Source organism: Paenibacillus sp. FSL R7-0313 (assembly GCF_037969885.1).
Lineage (GTDB): Bacteria > Bacillota > Bacilli > Paenibacillales > Paenibacillaceae > Paenibacillus.
The window spans coordinates 3,016,842-3,033,221 of record NZ_CP150219.1; the positions used below are offsets into that span (position 1 = coordinate 3,016,842).

Sequence of the window (16,380 nt, forward strand, 5' to 3'; positions counted from 1 at the left end):
GTTCAACACACTTTAATATTGTTTCATCTTGGAGCGCACTCTTGGATCAATAAAAGCGTAGAGCAGATCAACCGCTACATTGATAATGGAGATCGTAATGGCTGTGTAGATTACTCCGCCCATGATACTCGGAATATCGGGGATAAATTGTTTATCCACAATGTAGCTGCCGAGACCGCTGATATTAAACACTTTCTCCGTTACCGCTGCCCCACCTAACATGGCTCCGAATTGAAGTCCAACCACCGTTACAATTGGAATCAATGCATTACGTACAGCATGTTTCAGCATGACCTGACGTTCGCTTAACCCCTTGGCGCGGGCAGTCATCACATAATCCTCATGAATGACTTCCAGTGTTGAAGACCGGGTCATCCGGGCCACCGCAGCCGTAAGTCCCGTCCCCAGCACAATGGTTGGCATAATGATCGACAGCCAGTTCTGCGGGTTGAAGGTGGCGGGAAGCCACTGCAGTTTGATCGAAAAGTTCAGAATGAAAATAAGTCCTTGCCAGAAATTCGGGATCGATAATCCAATCAGAGCGATAAACATAAATGTATAATCGAACCATGAATTAGGCTTAATCGCTGAGATAATACCGATGGGTAATGCAATGACAAGTGCTAACAGCAGGGAGATGACCGCAAGGGTCAATGTAATCGGAAACTTCCTTGCAATCGTTGCTGTTACGTCTTCATTTCCTGCAAAAGACTTGCCAAGGTCGAAGAGAGCAACTCCCTTAATATTGTTCCAGAGCTGTGTAAGATAAGGCTGATCCAAGCCATACACCTGATTGAATGCTGCAATCTGTTCCTGCGTTGCTGTCTCTCCGAGAATGTTGGCTGCCGGGTTGAACGGAGACAGATACAAAATCGTAAATACGAGTGTTGCTACGCCCAGAATGACAAATACCGTCATCAGTATTCTTTCAAATATGTACTTTAGATAAGGATTTCCATACAAAAACAGGATGCCATACATCAGACAGCCGGGAATAATCGATATCGCGAAAAACCATGGTTTGTTAATCAGTGAGTGGAACGTATCAGCCATTGTAAGACGTTGATTTCCTTGTTCCTGAAGTATGCGGGATGTCCGCTCCTTCAACTCTGCCTGAACACTTTCTTCCAACCATTCCTCGGTCTGACGCTTGAATTCTCCCTCATTGACCTGCTGCTGGAAAAAACGATGTTTGCGACGCAGTTGTTCTTCCACTTCCAACTTCAGCTTGTTCCGGTAGGAAGAAGCGAGCAGTTCTTGCTCAGCTGCCTGCCTGGCAGCTACCCAGCCATCATTTTTTCGATTCGAACGCCATATTAGAAACACGACCAGATTGATCGGTAATCCAAGAATGAACAGAACATATCGGTAGGAAGGATGAAGCAGCATTTTGCCATAAATAAAACTTAAATTGTGCACCAACCGCGAGAGTCTGCTGCCTTCTGCAAGATTCAAACCAAGCGTGCCTCCTTTCATTCAGGTTTAAATTGCATTATTCCGATTGATATAGTATATATTATTTATGGTCTAAACAATTGTCAAGGAATTAAATGGTATACATATGAGATGAGTGAATGTGAAAAACGGATGAGAGCTGGTGATAACATGGAACCTTTATTGAAAGTTAATGATCTATCTGTCTCTTTTCATTCTGGAGAGAGTGAGTTTCAGGCAGTGCGAGAAGTAAGTTTTGAAGTGCGTAAAGGCGAGACGCTGGGCATTGTAGGAGAATCGGGAAGTGGAAAAAGTGTAACTGCACGTTCCATTATGAGGCTGCTTGCATCGCCGCCTTCACAGATGAAAAAGGGAGAGATTCTATTTAAAGGTGTCGACCTGGCCAATAAAACGAAGAAAGAGATGGAGAGCATCCGTGGGCGTGATATTGGCATGATCTTTCAAGACCCGATGAGTTCTCTTAATCCGACCATTAAAGTGGGGAAACAGATCTCCGAGAGTCTCATCAAACACCAGAAGGTGTCCAAAAAGGAAGCCAAGAAACAGGCGATTGCCATGATGGAGCGGGTGGGGATAACTAGCAGCGAAATACGCTACAACCAGTATCCGCACGAATTCTCCGGAGGCATGCGCCAGCGGGTCATGATTGGTATTGCACTTGCTTGTCGTCCTGAATTGCTCATTGCCGATGAGCCGACAACCGCACTGGATGTTACAATTCAAGCTCAGATTCTGAATTTGATGAAAGATATGCAGGACCAACTGGGTACATCGATTATTCTGATCACGCATGATCTGGGCGTAGTGGCAGGCATGTGTGATCGGGTTGTTGTTATGAAAGAAGGACAGATTGTGGAAACCGGGACTACGACAGAGATTTTTGCTAATCCCAAACATCCGTATACGATTAGACTTCTGAATGCATTACCACGTCTGGATCAGAAGAAAAAGCCGAAACCGGCATCATTGGTTCCGAGAGATCTTGAGGATGATCAGCCGTTGCTTGAGGTGAAATCACTCAGACAACATTTTAATCTGGGGAAAGGCAATACCTTAAAGGCTGTGAATGATATCAGTTTCCATATTCGTCAAGGAGAGACACTCGGCGTTGTAGGGGAATCCGGCAGCGGAAAATCAACCACGGGGCGTGCGATTCTGCGGTTGCATGAGCCAACAGGTGGAGATGTACTGTTTAAAGGAGTCCCGCTCAATCGTCTGTCAGCTTCAGAGATGAAAACGATGCGCAGACATATGCAGATTATTTTCCAAGACCCCTATGCATCTCTGAATCCCAAAATGAGGATTATGGATATCATTGGAGAAGCGCTTGATATTCATCAACTTGCAGGTACAGCATCTCAGCGGGAGAAGCGGGTGGAGGAACTACTGGAGATGGTGGGTCTTGATCCTACCCATGCGCAGCGTTATCCACATGAATTCTCGGGTGGACAGAGACAGCGGATCGGTATTGCACGAGCTCTGGCTGTGGAACCTGAATTCATCGTATGTGATGAGCCGTTGTCTGCACTGGATGTGTCGATACAGGCTCAGATCGTACAATTGCTTGAAGAGTTACAGCAGCGACTCGGATTGACGTATCTCTTCATCGCGCATGACTTGTCCATGGTTAAACATATCAGTGATCGAGTGGCTGTCATGTATAATGGGAAAATTGTGGAGCTGGCTGAGAGTGAAGAACTCTACTCCAACCCGCAACATGCTTACACCAAGGCATTGCTGTCTGCTATTCCTGTGCCTGACCCAGCGGTAGAAGCGAAGAAAAAGAGACATGTTGTCAAAGAAACAACAAGAGAAAATGTTGAAGTAGAGGACCGTTATAATCTGGAACATTCCAAGTGGGTAGAAGTCACGGATGGACATTGGGTCGCAATATCTAGTTAGTTAGTGCAAGATATAGTCTTTTTCAAATACAAAAGAACCCCGACGATGATCTCCACAGATCGTTATCGGGGTTGAGTTATATCTTCGTATAATGGCAGTAATCAAAAGCGATTATTTGAATTGAACCGATTTTTTGATGGTATCAATCTCGGCTTTGGTCTTATCATCCATGTAAGTGAAGATGAAGTTGAAAGCATATCCTTCAATAATTGTACTATAGTAATCTTGAGTAACGGTTGAACCGTCACCTGGATCCATCGTGATTTGCATCAGATCCATCTCTTTACCACCGATGGTTTCCGTTGTCATTTCTTTATAATCGTAAGGGAACTGGCTATCCACCATGAATTTTTTGGTTGCTTCCAGATAGTCTTTACCTGTACGAATGCCTTGCAACAAGCTTACTTTCTCAGCAATGGCCATAGCGGATGGGCCAACTTGACCTCCGTCCAATGGGTACTTTGAAGCCATAAGCAGATTCAATGTTTTGGTCTGGGACAGCTCAATTTGTTTTTTCTTCGTTTCATCATCACCAGCAATCGCTTCGGATGAAGCACTTGTCAGCTCATTCATGCCTGCAGCATCCTGGAACTCCCATGCTTCCGGGAATTTCAGAGATACGCCGAAATAGTCATTGGTGTAAGAACCTTTTTCCGTAGTCCCCAGCTCAACGTCTTGGGAATTATCAGTTTCCTTGGACTCTTCGCTTGCTGGTTCTGTGTTCTCTGTTTCTTCTGTATTCGCTGGTTCAGAATCAGTACCCGTCGTTGTTTCTGTCGGGGTAGGCTCTTCTGTTGCGGCTGTGTTATCTGCTTTGTCGCCGCAAGCGGCGGCAACCAGCATAATCATAATGAGCATGGCGAATAAAGAAACTTTTTTTGGAATTGTCATATTACCCTCCTGAAATGTGTGTGTGTTTGTTTTTCTCTCTCTACATGTTACCTGTTTCCTAAATTGTAGCACAAACGTTCTCATTTACTACCTATAGGAATCTATAGGGGTCCATTATAAATAAGACAATCGACTGGCAATTGAAACAGCTTCTGTGCTGGATTGCACTCCTAATTTGTTGAAGATCACTTTTTTGTGGTGATTCACGGTGCATTCCTTGATTTTCAATTGCAATGCAATGGCTTTCACGGTGAGGCCTTCCGCTATCATTTCCAGAATGGTTAACTGACGCTTGGTGAACTCCACCGCTGGTTTCTCACAAGGTTCAGCAGCCTTTTGACTCTGGTAACTGTTCTGCATATATGCAGGAATCAACTTGGCAATAGCAATCAGTTCGCCCTGCATATCCGCGTTAATGGTGGACACATCCAGATAACCGAAAGGCTGCGATCCCATGGACAGAGGGGAGGCGTAGCAATGCCAGCTTTGAAAATAGGGACTTTCATGCTGCTCGGGCAGCAGAAGTACAGGCTTGTTGCTGTCCATCGTTACAGATATGGCGTTTACACCACAGCTCTGTGCAGTGAAGAACATGCCCGGACGAATGGGGGAATGTTCTACTGCATCTTTAAGATCTGAACTGTAATTCATAGAGAGGAGCACACCGTTGGTATCTGTGAGTAGAAAAAGATAAGTGCCCGTTAAATTCTCTTGGATAACCGAGATGCTGTTCTGGAATGCATGAATCAGGAAATGATTGATTTTACGAAGCCTATCCAGACTGGATTTCGGTAAATAATCGAACGGAGCCGTTCCTGCTGAATGTGAGCAAGTCGGGGACTCTTCGTGCCGTGTGGCAAATGTAATGGCAGGCATGTTGTTTCCTCCTTACTGCTGCACAGTTGTTGAATAAAAAAGTAGTTCTTATATCAGATCTGATGATGTTCTCATCCAATCGTTTGAATGACGTGTCCTTCCTGATCCTTGATTTCTGTTTTAACAATCTGAACGAGAAGATGATCCAATGAAGTTATCTCGAATGTTCCTTCAACCGGGCGAAGGTTTTCTGCCAGTTCTTCAACTATTTGTTTGTTTACCGTCAGGGTAACTTGTCTGTCCGACTCCACTACTGCTGGATGTTCTCCCGCTTCGAACAAAATATTAGTATCAGGTCCGATCAAGGATAGAGAGGCACCTTTCGAAATTCGGCTACGAAGGATGGTGCCAACTAATACGGCTTGTTTGGCTCCAAGCTGGAGTTTGGCCGGAACCGCTTTTTGCAGCAATTTTTTGCGAGTAGACTCCCAGCCCAGTTGTTGTATGAATAAAAACGCTGTGCTGGACCCGTCCTGTTCAATTCCATGCTCGACCGCTTGTATAACCGAAGGAATATCTGCGTACGAATTTCTCATCAGATCCGTCACATATTTGGGCATGAACATGGAGGAGGCAGACAGAAAGCCACGAGCATTCCAGCTTTGAATCATTTCCAGTTCCCGACCTGTGATGCCAACCATCTGAATAAATTGCACTGAACCATTAGGCGTAGAGATCTCGGGTAGATCCGGGTCTTCTATAAACGAGAGCGCAGTCAGCAAAGTATCGGACTCCAGGCAGATGGGGCCATTGGCGTCCATGTAATCTCCTGGCTGAAAGATATTTCCGCTATTGAACACGTATCGTCCTACATTCTGTAACAGATTCAGCGCCCAGGCTGGAGGTTCAGTTTCTTCTTCAGTGCGTGTAAGACGAAATGTGAGTTCGAATCCATACCCGCTTTTGGATGCATCCTGCATCTCTTTTTCATATAATTCAGAGAAACCATAGGTGACAAAATGCCAGTGAGGCATAGGTGTGTTCACCGCATACACGCTAATGCCATCGAGTGGATCGGGACCTCCAAGCATATAAGGAATGGATGTTCCATAATGCTTCGGATCCTGTTCTCCATACAGTTCTCCGACGACTTTGTCAATCGCATCCCAACCAGATGTGTTTTCTTCCTGAGTCATTATTGAATCCTCCTTGACTTTTCTTTCCCCCGAAAAACATTTAAAATTAAGTCTACCTGTTACAGAAGTGGTTTCAAGCGGCTTAAGGATGAATTGTGTTAAATAGGACCACAGGGTTACAAATGGCGATATGGGGAGTGAAATTACATGAGTATGAAAGGTATTTATTCAAGCGAGTTTGATCAGGTAAGCTGGGACTCATTTTCCGAACTGTTTGAAGAACTTGGACAAAAGTTGGACCCCGCGTGGGTAGAACGTGCGCGATTACAAGGAATTCCAGCAGATATAAGTCGGGTGCTTTTGTGTGAAATGGGGGAGTACGCTTTTGAATGGATGGCGAAAGATATCCCGGCTTTAGGGGACAAAAGTCCCGCTGCTTACCTGAAGACGGAGGAAGGAGCGCAGGCATTAAGGGCAGCCATTATGCGTATGCCGCGTTAATTTTTCGATGGTGAGAATGTGCGAACGATCATATGATCTAGTGAAGTTGATTTTGCAAAATAGATATGTTACGCTTACATCACAAGAGCAAACACAACAGAATATGCAATAACATCTTTTGATGGATTGTAACTGTGAAGACAGGCAAAACCTAAACTGATGGTGAAATGAAGGCCCCTTTTTTTGGTGCTATTTTACCTTGAGTTTAGGTTTTTCTTGTTTTCTGCTCTGAATTACAGTTTTTTACCTGGAAAAACCAAAATAAATTTCGAAAAGAGGTTGTTGTTCATGACCACGGCAAAAAAAGGATTCCCCGAAAACTTCCTATGGGGCGGCGCTACAGCTGCCAATCAATTGGAGGGTGCATTCGATAAGGACGGCAAAGGCCTCTCCACAGCGGACATGATCGCTCATGTTCCGAAAGAGAAGCGTACAGGCGGACATGCCATGGAAATTTCCTCTTCCCGAATCGAAGAGATCCTCTCCGGCAAAATCGAAGAACGGTTCCCGAAACGTTTTGGTATCGATTTCTATCATCACTTTAGAGAAGATATTGCATTGTTCGCTGAAATGGGCTTCAAAGTATTCCGTTTGTCCATTCACTGGGCACGTATTTTCCCGAACGGTTATGATCAAGAGCCAAATGAAGCTGGCTTGAAATTCTACGATGAAGTATTTGACGAATTGTTGAAATATGGCATCGAGCCGCTCGTTACACTGTCTCACTATGAGACACCGCTTGGCTTGACGCAAAAATATAATGGCTGGGCTGGCCGTGAAGTAATCCAGCACTATGTTCGATATGCAGAAACGGTATTCAACCGTTATAAAAATAAAGTGAAATACTGGCTGACGTTTAATGAAATTAACGTCATGCTGTTCAGCCCGTACACTGGCGGCGGCATTCTGATCGATAAAGTGGACAACAAACTGCAAACAACTTATCAAGCGCTGCATCATCAATTTGTAGCAAGTGCATTGGTTACGAAGCTTGCTCACGAGATTATCCCTGGTTCCCAAGTGGGTTGTATGCTTGCTCGTATGGAAACCTATGCAGCAACATGTAATCCGGTAGATGTTCGTCTGGCTCAACACGAGAATCAGATCAACCTCTTCTTCACGGACATGCATGCTCGTGGTAAATACCCGAACTACATGGCTCGTTATTTTGAAGAAAACGACATCGTGATCCAAAAAGAAGCAGGCGATGATGAGATCTTGCTGAACAATACCGTTGATTTCATCTCCTTCAGTTACTACATGTCCGTAACCAAATCTGCATCCGCAGACAAGGAAGAAACATCGGGTAACCTGACTGGCGGCGTGAAAAACCCTTATCTGGAAGCATCCGACTGGGGCTGGGAGATCGATCCGATCGGTCTGCGTGTAACCCTGAACAACTTCTGGGATCGTTACCAGAAACCATTGTTCATCGTAGAAAATGGTCTGGGTGCATATGACCGTGTTGAAGAAGACGGTTCTATCCATGACTCCTATCGAGTGGATTACCTGAAAAAACACATCGAACAAATGAAAGAAGCCATCAAAGATGGTGTGGATCTGATTGGATTTACAGCATGGGGCCCGATTGACCTTGTGAGTATGTCCACTTCCGAAATGTCCAAACGTTATGGTTTCATCTACGTGGATCTGGATGACGAAGGTAACGGAACACTCAAACGTTCCAAAAAGGATTCATTCGACTGGTACAAAAATGTAATCTCCAGCAATGGTGAGCAACTGTAGAATTCTCGTTTCCAGGATTGTTACCGCATAAAAAAGCGGGCAAAACCTAACGTGAAAGTTGGCATGGAAGGAATCTAATATTCCTGATGGCCCTTTTAGTTGGAGATTGTCCGCTTTTTCCTGTCGGCAAAGGATAGAGTAGTGCATTTAGACAAAGAATGAAAATATCGTTGATTAGAGAGGAATGATTGATATGACTACACCATTTCCGAAAGACTTCCTATGGGGCGGCGCTGTAGCAGCCAACCAACTTGAAGGAGCTTATAATACAGATGGCAAAGGTCTGTCTGTTCAAGATGTAATGCCACACGGGATTACAACGCCTAGAACGGAAGCACCTACAGAAGATAACCTGAAACTGATCGGTATCGATTTCTACAACCGTTACAAAGAGGATGTTAAATTGTTTGCTGAAATGGGCTTCAAAGTATTCCGTACATCCATCGCTTGGTCCCGTATCTTCCCTAAAGGCGATGAATTGGAGCCAAACGAGAAAGGTCTGCAATTCTATGATGACCTGTTCGATGAGTGCCACAAATACGGCATTGAACCACTCGTAACGATCTCTCACTATGAGACACCGCTGCATTTGTCCAAAACGTATGATGGCTGGGTTAACCGCAAAATGATCGATTTCTACGAGCGTTATGTAACAGTGCTGTTTAACCGTTTCAAAGGCAAAGTAAAATACTGGCTGACATTCAATGAGATTAACTCCATCCTGGAGGAGCCATTCATGAGCGGCGGCATCTATACGCCAAAAGTAGAACTGTCCAAACAGGATCTGTACCAAGCGATCCATCATGAATTGGTAGCCAGTGCGTTAGCTGTGAAACTGGGTCATGAAATTATGCCTGAAGCCAAAATCGGCTGTATGGTACTGAGCATGCCTACGTATCCGTTGACTCCGAACCCGGATGATGTGGTTGCAGCGATGCATGCGGAACAGCGCAATGATATCTTTGCTGATATCCATGCACGTGGTTATTATCCGAAATACATTAATCGTTATTTCAAAGCGAATAATATCAATATCAAGTTTGAAGACGGCGATGCTGAAATTCTTAAGCATACCGTAGACTTTATCTCGTTCAGTTATTATGTAAGTATCTGTGAGACAGGTGATCCCGAGAAACGTATCGAAGGAAAAGGAAACTTGTTCGCGGGTGTGCAAAACCCTTATCTGAAAGCGAGTGATTGGGGCTGGCAGATTGATCCGCAAGGACTGCGCGTAACCCTGAACAAATACTGGGACCGTTATCAAAAACCATTGTTTATTGTCGAAAATGGTCTGGGTGCAGTCGATGAGCTGATTACCGACGAAAATGGCAATAAAACGGTGAACGATGATTACCGTATTCAATACTTGAATGACCATCTGGTACAGGTGGGCGAAGCTCTTGAGGATGGCGTAGAAGTGATGGGTTATACGTCATGGGGCTGTATTGACCTGGTAAGTGCTTCAACAGCAGAGATGAAGAAACGTTATGGTTTCATCTATGTAGACCGCAACAATGACGGTTCAGGAACATTGGATCGTTACAAGAAAAAATCATTCCATTGGTACAAGGAAGTTATTAGTACAAATGGCGCAAGTCTTAAGAACAACAACGAGTAAATACTAGTTCTGCAAGCATAGTTGTACAAGTACCTTCTTATGTCACATTAACGCACATTAACCGCTTTCACAAAAACATTGTCATATGGATAATTATATGGTAAGATGGGCCTAAGGCTAATGAATACTGGATTGTTACTGTTCAATCAGGCAAAACCAGAAGCGGGGCATATTTCGTGACCTGCTTTGGTTTTGCCTTTTACTACTTTGACGGTGCAAGGTGATGTGAAGAAATGAAAATTGAGAAGGTGCTGAACAACAACGTAGTTACCGTAATTGATCCGGGAGGAAACGAACTGGTCGTTATGGGACGTGGAATTGCCTTCAAAAAGCATACTGGTGAATCGATTGACGAGAGTCTCGTCGAAAAAATATTCTCGCTTGAAAGTAAGGAAGTATCACAGAAACTTAAAACACTTCTGTCTGATATCCCGGTTGAATATGTCGAGTGCTCGGATGAGATTATCCGTTATGCCGAGACGGTGCTAGGTGAGAAGCTGCATGAAAGCATCTACATTTCACTGACGGATCATATTCATTTTGCCATTGATCGACATCGTCAAGGATTGCAGATCCGTAACGCATTGTTCTGGGAGATCAAGCGCATGTACCGGAAGGAATATGCCATTGGACTCAAGGCGCTACAGATTATTGAGGAAACGTTAGGGGTCCTGCTACCCGAAGACGAATGCGCATTCATTGCAATGCATCTGGTTAATGCCCAGATGAACGGTGAGATGAGGGAAACGATCAGTATTACGAACATTGTTAAGGACATACTTAACATCGTAAGACGTAGCTTTGTGATTGAACTTGATGAAGATTCATTGAGTTATTATCGATTTTTAACTCATCTGAAGTTCTTTGCCCAACGTGTGTTGCAAGGAACGGCGATTGAAGATAAAGAAGAAGATAATCCGCTTCATGACTTGGTGAGCAAGCAGTATCCGGAAGCACATGCATGTGCAGTAAGGATCAGTGACTATACGCGTAAGATTTATAATCGGGTGTTGTCCAAGGAAGAAATACTGTATCTGACCATTCATATTGAACGAGTTGTCAGAAATGAACAAACAATTGAATAAAGTTGGGATTGTTACTGCTAAAAAGGCAAAACCTAAACGTTGAATAATGATAAGCTTTTCTGCTTTGTCATTATTCAGTGTTTAGGTTTTTTTTTAACCTTCATTACACATAAAAGGAGCAAAACACAATGGATAAACAACAATTGTCCAAGGATATTTTGAAGCTTGTTGGTGGCGAAGAGAATATCGATCAAGTCACACACTGTATGACAAGACTCAGATTTAACCTGAATGACAACCAAAAAGCGGACAAAGCGACGCTGAAAAATACACCAGGCGTTATGGGCGTGATGGAGAACGGTGGACAGTTCCAGGTTATCATTGGTAACGATGTGCCTATCGTGTATAACGCACTCGTTGGCAACATGTCCAAATCACCAACCGCAGATAATGCCTCATCCGGTGCTTCAACTGGAGAAAAGAAAAAGAGAAATCCAATAAGTGCGCTGTTCGACTTCATCTCAGGTATGTTTACACCAATTCTGCCTGCGATTACGGGTGCAGGTATGATCAAAGGGATCGTGGCCATCCTTGTCGCAGTTGGATGGTTGTCCGATACCAGTTCGACCTACATCATTTTGTCTGCAATCGGTGACGGTGCATTCTACTTCCTGCCAATCATTCTGGCGATTAGTGCTGCACGTAAGCTGGGTAGTAATATGTATATTGCTGCGGCGCTTGCTGCGGGTATTATGCACCCGACCATTACAGCATTGCTGGCCGATGGTCACAACTCATCCTTTATGGGGATTACAGTCATAGCGGCAACGTATTCTTCTACAGTTATTCCGATTGTTCTGGCAGTTTGGATTGCTTCATATGTAGAAAAAGCCGTTGATCGTGTAGTACATGCTTCACTTAAGTTACTCATTGTTCCAACAGTTACCCTGTTAATTATGGTTCCACTGACGTTGATGACTGTTGGACCATTGGGTACGGTTCTTGGTAATGGTTTGTCTGGTGGTATTTCATGGTTGTTCGACAACATGTCCATCTTTGCAAGTATTCTGATTGGTGGTACGATGTCACTGCTTATCATTACTGGTATGCACTATGCGTTGCTGCCAATCGTTGTAGGTTCAATGACAACACTGGGTTACGACTTTATTATTCCACTGATGTTTGCAGCTAACTTGGCACAAGGTGGTGCAGCATTTGGTGTAGGTCTCAGATCGAGAAATAGCAAAACCAAATCCCTTGCCTACTCCACAGGTCTTACGGCTATTATGGGGATTACGGAACCAGCGATGTATGGTATCAACATGAAGTTCAAAAAACCATTTATTGCAGCGCTTATCGGTGGAGCTATCGCAGGTGCATTTATGGGGATCTTCAATGTTAAATCGTATGTTATTACAGGACTTGCGGGTCTGCCGAGTATTGCGGCATTTGTCAGTCCAGCAATTAGCACATTGATTTATGCTTTGGTTGGTGGTTTGATTGCCATCGTAGCGGCAGCAATCATTACGTATATCTTGGGCTTCCAAGAAGAAAATGCATCGGAGCCAGTAGCTGCACCAGCAGCAGAGCCGGCAACACCAGCAGCAACAACTTCTGCTGCTGTAACTGAAGAAGCAAAAGCACAAGATGAGCAAGTATTCAGCCCGATCACAGGTGAAGTTAAACCGCTGAGCGAAGTGCCAGACCCTGCGTTCTCTGAAGAGATTATGGGTAAAGGATTCGCGATTCAACCATCTGAAGGTCGCGTCGTATCTCCGATCAACGGAACCGTGTTCTCGTTATCGAAGAGTGGACATGCCATTGGTCTGGTAAGTGATACAGGCGCAGAGATGTTGATTCATATCGGGATTGATACCGTGAAACTGAAAGGTCAATTCTTCTCTCCTAAAGTTCAAGCAGGTGCGAAGGTTGCCGTAGGTGATGTACTGATGGAGTTTGACCGGGAACAGATCGAAAAAGCCGGTTATACAACGATTACACCAGTCATTATTACAAACATGCACCAGTATGAGTCCATTGAGTCTGCTGGTCGCACGACGATCAAAGAAAAAGACTTGTTGTTTACAGCTAAAGCTTAACCATAAAAATGAAACAGCAGCTTTACCGGAATGGATGTAATCCGGTAAAGCTGCTGTTTTTTGCTTATAGCCTTTTACACCACGGGAAGCATACCCTGGACCAATTGCACAAAGTGTTGTGCAGGCTTGGACAGATAGCGGTTCTGCAGCCAGACCAGTGCCGAACCAACCGTGGAATGCTGATCCTGAATGCGATATACGTGAAATGGGTGCTCGTGATATAGCTGTAGTACCGTGTGAGGCACGATAGAACTGGCGAAGCCGAGTCGGACCAGCTCCAGCAACATATTAATGTCTGAGCACTCACCCATGATGGAGGGGGTAACCTGATGCTCCCGGAACTTGTCCAGAATCAACTCGAACATACCAAGTCCTTCTGTACTTGGAAGCAGTAGAGGGATACCTGTAAGCTGCTTGAAATAGGTCCGCATCTCCGCTCCAGGGGTCATCTCCGTTGGGCTATCCAGCGGTGTTGAAGAAATGTAGAAGAGCGGCTCCTGTGGCAGGTGCAGCACTTCATAACGTTCGGTCTGGACAGGCATGCGTACACAAGCGAGCTCGACTTTGCCATCATCCAGAAGGCGGCATAATTGTGCGGACTCATTTTGCTGAATTTTATAAGTAACCTGTGGATGTGTGGTGCGGAACTGCTGAAGTGCTTGGGGGATCAGACGATCAGATATGGTATTAATGCCAATGGAGAGTTTGCCCCGTATGCCGTGACGGAAACTTTGCATCTCCATTAGAGCTTCCTCCATATATTTGGTCAAGGTGACCGCATAATCATAGAAGCTGCGACCCGCCTGCGTTAGCTCCATCATGCGCCCTTTGCGTTCAAATAGAATCACACCAAGCTCTTCTTCCATTAACTTAAGCTGCTGGCTTAAGGGCGGCTGAGCCATGTGAAGTCTCCGGGCTGCTGCTGTAATCTGTTTCTCCTCAGCAATGGCAATGAAATAGCGACATTGTTTGATATCCAAGTGGTTGTTCTCCTTCGCCTGCGATGTATATGTAATTCGTATGGAAAGCCAACAAAACATGTATTTTTAATATACTACGATCTTATGTTACCATACATTAGATTTGCATACCTGACTAACGGGACTTGGTTTCCATATAAATATTGCTGCACGAGAAAGACCTTGAATTGGAGGATGAAACAACGTGGTTAGAACAATACATGATGCCGCTCTAGCGGGCCATACTGATGAGGTCATTCGATTTATCACACAACAGGGCAGCCGGTTGAATGAACGGGATGCATTGGGGCGAACACCTCTGATGGCAGCGGTGCACGGTAACAAGATAGACACGGCAAGGATGCTAGTGGACGCCGGAGCCGACATTAATCTTCGGGATGCACGATTGGACAACCTGCTGTTATACGCGAGTGCTGAGGGTATGTATGACATGGTCGAACTGGCCGTTGAAGCAGGCGCAGATACAAGGTTAACGAATCGTTTTGGCGGTACAGCCCTTATTCCAGCAGCGGATCGGGGCCATGTGGACATTGTGGAGCTTCTGCTGACACGCAGCGATGTGGATGTGAATCATATCAACAACCTGGGTTGGACAGCCTTGCTGGAAGCAGTCATTTTGGGAGATGGTGGACCGCGTCATCAGCAGATTGTTGCCTTGCTTTTGCAATATGGTGCAGATCCAAAGATTGCGGATCGGGACGGGATTATACCGCTTGCACATGCGAGCCGGCATCAATATGCCGAGATGGAACGACTATTAACCCAAGTCTGAAGAGACTTATACATTTATGATACAGAACAGTGAAAGGATATTCCGAACGAATGAACAGACATCAAGAGCATTTTTTACAAAAGAATATGAAGGACGTATCTTCCCTGATTTTGGCAGGTATACAATGGTTTTTCTTCCTGTTTACCAATACCGTTGTTGTTCCGCTATCCATTGGACATAATTTTCATCTGTCCCCGGATGCGATCGCTGCCTCGATGCAGCACGCATTCATACTTACCGGAGCAGTGTGTATCCTTCAAGCCGTATTCGGCCATCGATATGCGGTCATGGATGGTCCATCAGGATTATGGTGGGGATTAACGCTAAGTTTGACGGTATCTGCTTCATCGGCCGGTATGAGTCTGGAGCGTATCGGCGGTGGGCTGGCTGCAGGTTTTCTGTTAGCGGGACTAACCATGATGATTCTGGGTTGGCTGGGGGCAGCGCAAGTGCTGCAGAAGCTGTTCACACCTATGGTGAAGAGTGCCATGTTGTTTCTAATGACGATTCAATTAACCATGAATTTTTTCAAAGGTATGATTGGATATACGGAGTTTGGTCGTTTCGATCTGCCTGTTGCCGCATTGTCCGTTGTCATTGCATTTTTGGTGGCATGGATTCAATTAAAGGGTAGGGGGAAACTGGGGAACTACGCGATCCTGATTGGGATTGTGGCAGGCTGGATCGCTTATAGTTTATTGTTTCCTGGACAACATAGCGGACAGCCTAATCAGGCCCCGGCAGGCCTCGAACTGTTTCCGTGGGGAGCACCCAGATGGGAACCGGGTATTGTCATTACTGCATTTTTCGTAGGGCTGGTGAATATGACGAATTCGATCACCACCTTAAGCACAGTCGAGAAGCTATATCAGGCAGAGACAACAAGCCGTCAATATCAGCGATCCTATGCACTAACGGGTCTGTTTACGATGTTGTCATCCTGTGTGGGTGTGCTGCCCTTTGGTTTATTTGCATCTTCAATCGGGTTCCTGGAGAGTACTCGCATTCTGCGTCGTGCTGCCTTTATTATTGGAGCGGGGTTGTTATGTATGATGGGTCTTACACCTTCTGTGACAGCATTTTTTGCACAAATACCACCAAGCGTTGGCAGTGCTGTTCTGTTTGTGGCTTATCTTCAGATGTTCGGCACGGCACTAAGAACGCTTGAAGGTACAACGTTTAATTCTAAAACGATCTATCGTGTAGCGTTGCCGGTCCTCACGGGAGTTGCTGTCATGAATATTCCTGCTGAAGCCTTTCAAACCTTGCCCATGTATCTTATTCCGATCATAAGCAATGGTCTCGTCATTGGGGTATTGGTCTCACTGGTTCTTGAAAAAACCGTGAACTGGTCCAAAATGGAACAACCAGCGACAGTTAGTAAAGCGGCATAAAGAGTTTCATCTTGGGACAGTCCAATTTGATTGGGCTGTTTTTTT

General features: G+C 45.0%; 13 protein-coding genes. 8 read left to right on the forward strand and 5 right to left on the reverse strand.

Features of this window, described 5'->3' with window-relative positions:
- Nucleotides 1-12 precede the first annotated feature (12 nt).
- On the reverse strand, nt 13-1,476 hold the full coding sequence (locus NSQ38_RS13280) for an ABC transporter permease subunit (protein WP_339789855.1): 1,464 nt from the start codon (nt 1,474-1,476) through the stop codon (nt 13-15).
- A 129-nt stretch (nt 1,477-1,605) separates the two neighbouring features.
- Here NSQ38_RS13280 and NSQ38_RS13285 point away from each other — a divergent pair, with 129 nt between their 5' ends.
- Nucleotides 1,606-3,357, forward strand: a complete 1,752-nt coding sequence (locus tag NSQ38_RS13285; RefSeq protein WP_339789858.1) for an ABC transporter ATP-binding protein — start codon at nt 1,606-1,608, stop codon at nt 3,355-3,357.
- A gap of 111 nt (nt 3,358-3,468) precedes the next feature.
- On the opposite strand, the gene NSQ38_RS13290 is transcribed toward NSQ38_RS13285, so the two are convergent.
- The 3 genes from NSQ38_RS13290 to NSQ38_RS13300 form a co-directional block, all read right to left on the reverse strand.
- Complete coding sequence (locus tag NSQ38_RS13290; RefSeq protein WP_091028047.1) at nt 3,469-4,248, reverse strand: hypothetical protein; 780 nt, start codon at nt 4,246-4,248, stop codon at nt 3,469-3,471.
- A 114-nt stretch (nt 4,249-4,362) separates the two neighbouring features.
- A complete protein-coding gene (locus tag NSQ38_RS13295) occupies nt 4,363-5,124 on the reverse strand; it encodes a LuxR C-terminal-related transcriptional regulator (RefSeq protein WP_339789862.1) in 762 nt (253 codons plus the stop codon).
- Nucleotides 5,125-5,195: 71 nt separating this feature from the next.
- Entirely contained in the window at nt 5,196-6,260 is a 1,065-nt protein-coding gene (locus tag NSQ38_RS13300) for a suppressor of fused domain protein (protein WP_339789865.1), read from the reverse strand.
- A 147-nt stretch (nt 6,261-6,407) separates the two neighbouring features.
- On the opposite strand from NSQ38_RS13300, the gene NSQ38_RS13305 reads away from it, so the two are divergent.
- From NSQ38_RS13305 to NSQ38_RS13325, 5 genes are all read left to right on the forward strand, one after another.
- Nucleotides 6,408-6,701 carry an MbcA/ParS/Xre antitoxin family protein gene (locus tag NSQ38_RS13305; protein WP_339789868.1) on the forward strand — a complete coding sequence of 98 codons (294 nt, stop codon included), beginning with the start codon at nt 6,408-6,410 and terminating at the stop codon, nt 6,699-6,701.
- Between the two features lie 288 nt (nt 6,702-6,989).
- The gene (locus tag NSQ38_RS13310; RefSeq protein ID WP_074096040.1) at nt 6,990-8,447 is read left to right on the forward strand and encodes a glycoside hydrolase family 1 protein; all 1,458 of its coding nucleotides are present in this window, start codon (nt 6,990-6,992) and stop codon (nt 8,445-8,447) included.
- 187 nt (nt 8,448-8,634) lie between these two features.
- A complete protein-coding gene (locus tag NSQ38_RS13315) occupies nt 8,635-10,065 on the forward strand; it encodes a glycoside hydrolase family 1 protein (RefSeq protein ID WP_339790528.1) in 1,431 nt (476 codons plus the stop codon).
- Nucleotides 10,066-10,298: 233 nt separating this feature from the next.
- Nucleotides 10,299-11,150: a PRD domain-containing protein gene (locus NSQ38_RS13320; protein ID WP_036668684.1), complete on the forward strand. Its 852-nt coding sequence runs from the start codon at nt 10,299-10,301 to the stop codon at nt 11,148-11,150.
- Nucleotides 11,151-11,278: 128 nt separating this feature from the next.
- On the forward strand, nt 11,279-13,189 hold the full coding sequence (locus tag NSQ38_RS13325) for a beta-glucoside-specific PTS transporter subunit IIABC (RefSeq protein WP_338588154.1): 1,911 nt from the start codon (nt 11,279-11,281) through the stop codon (nt 13,187-13,189).
- A 74-nt stretch (nt 13,190-13,263) separates the two neighbouring features.
- On the opposite strand, the gene NSQ38_RS13330 is transcribed toward NSQ38_RS13325, so the two are convergent.
- Nucleotides 13,264-14,169 (reverse strand): LysR family transcriptional regulator, encoded by a 906-nt coding sequence (locus NSQ38_RS13330; protein ID WP_339310282.1) that lies wholly within the window; start codon nt 14,167-14,169, stop codon nt 13,264-13,266.
- Nucleotides 14,170-14,353: 184 nt separating this feature from the next.
- Here NSQ38_RS13330 and NSQ38_RS13335 point away from each other — a divergent pair, with 184 nt between their 5' ends.
- Both NSQ38_RS13335 and NSQ38_RS13340 read left to right on the forward strand, forming a co-directional pair.
- The gene (locus NSQ38_RS13335; protein ID WP_339789871.1) at nt 14,354-14,941 is read left to right on the forward strand and encodes an ankyrin repeat domain-containing protein; all 588 of its coding nucleotides are present in this window, start codon (nt 14,354-14,356) and stop codon (nt 14,939-14,941) included.
- 50 nt (nt 14,942-14,991) lie between these two features.
- Nucleotides 14,992-16,335, forward strand: a complete 1,344-nt coding sequence (locus tag NSQ38_RS13340; protein ID WP_240768073.1) for a uracil/xanthine transporter — start codon at nt 14,992-14,994, stop codon at nt 16,333-16,335.
- The last annotated feature ends 45 nt before the right edge of the window (nt 16,336-16,380 follow it).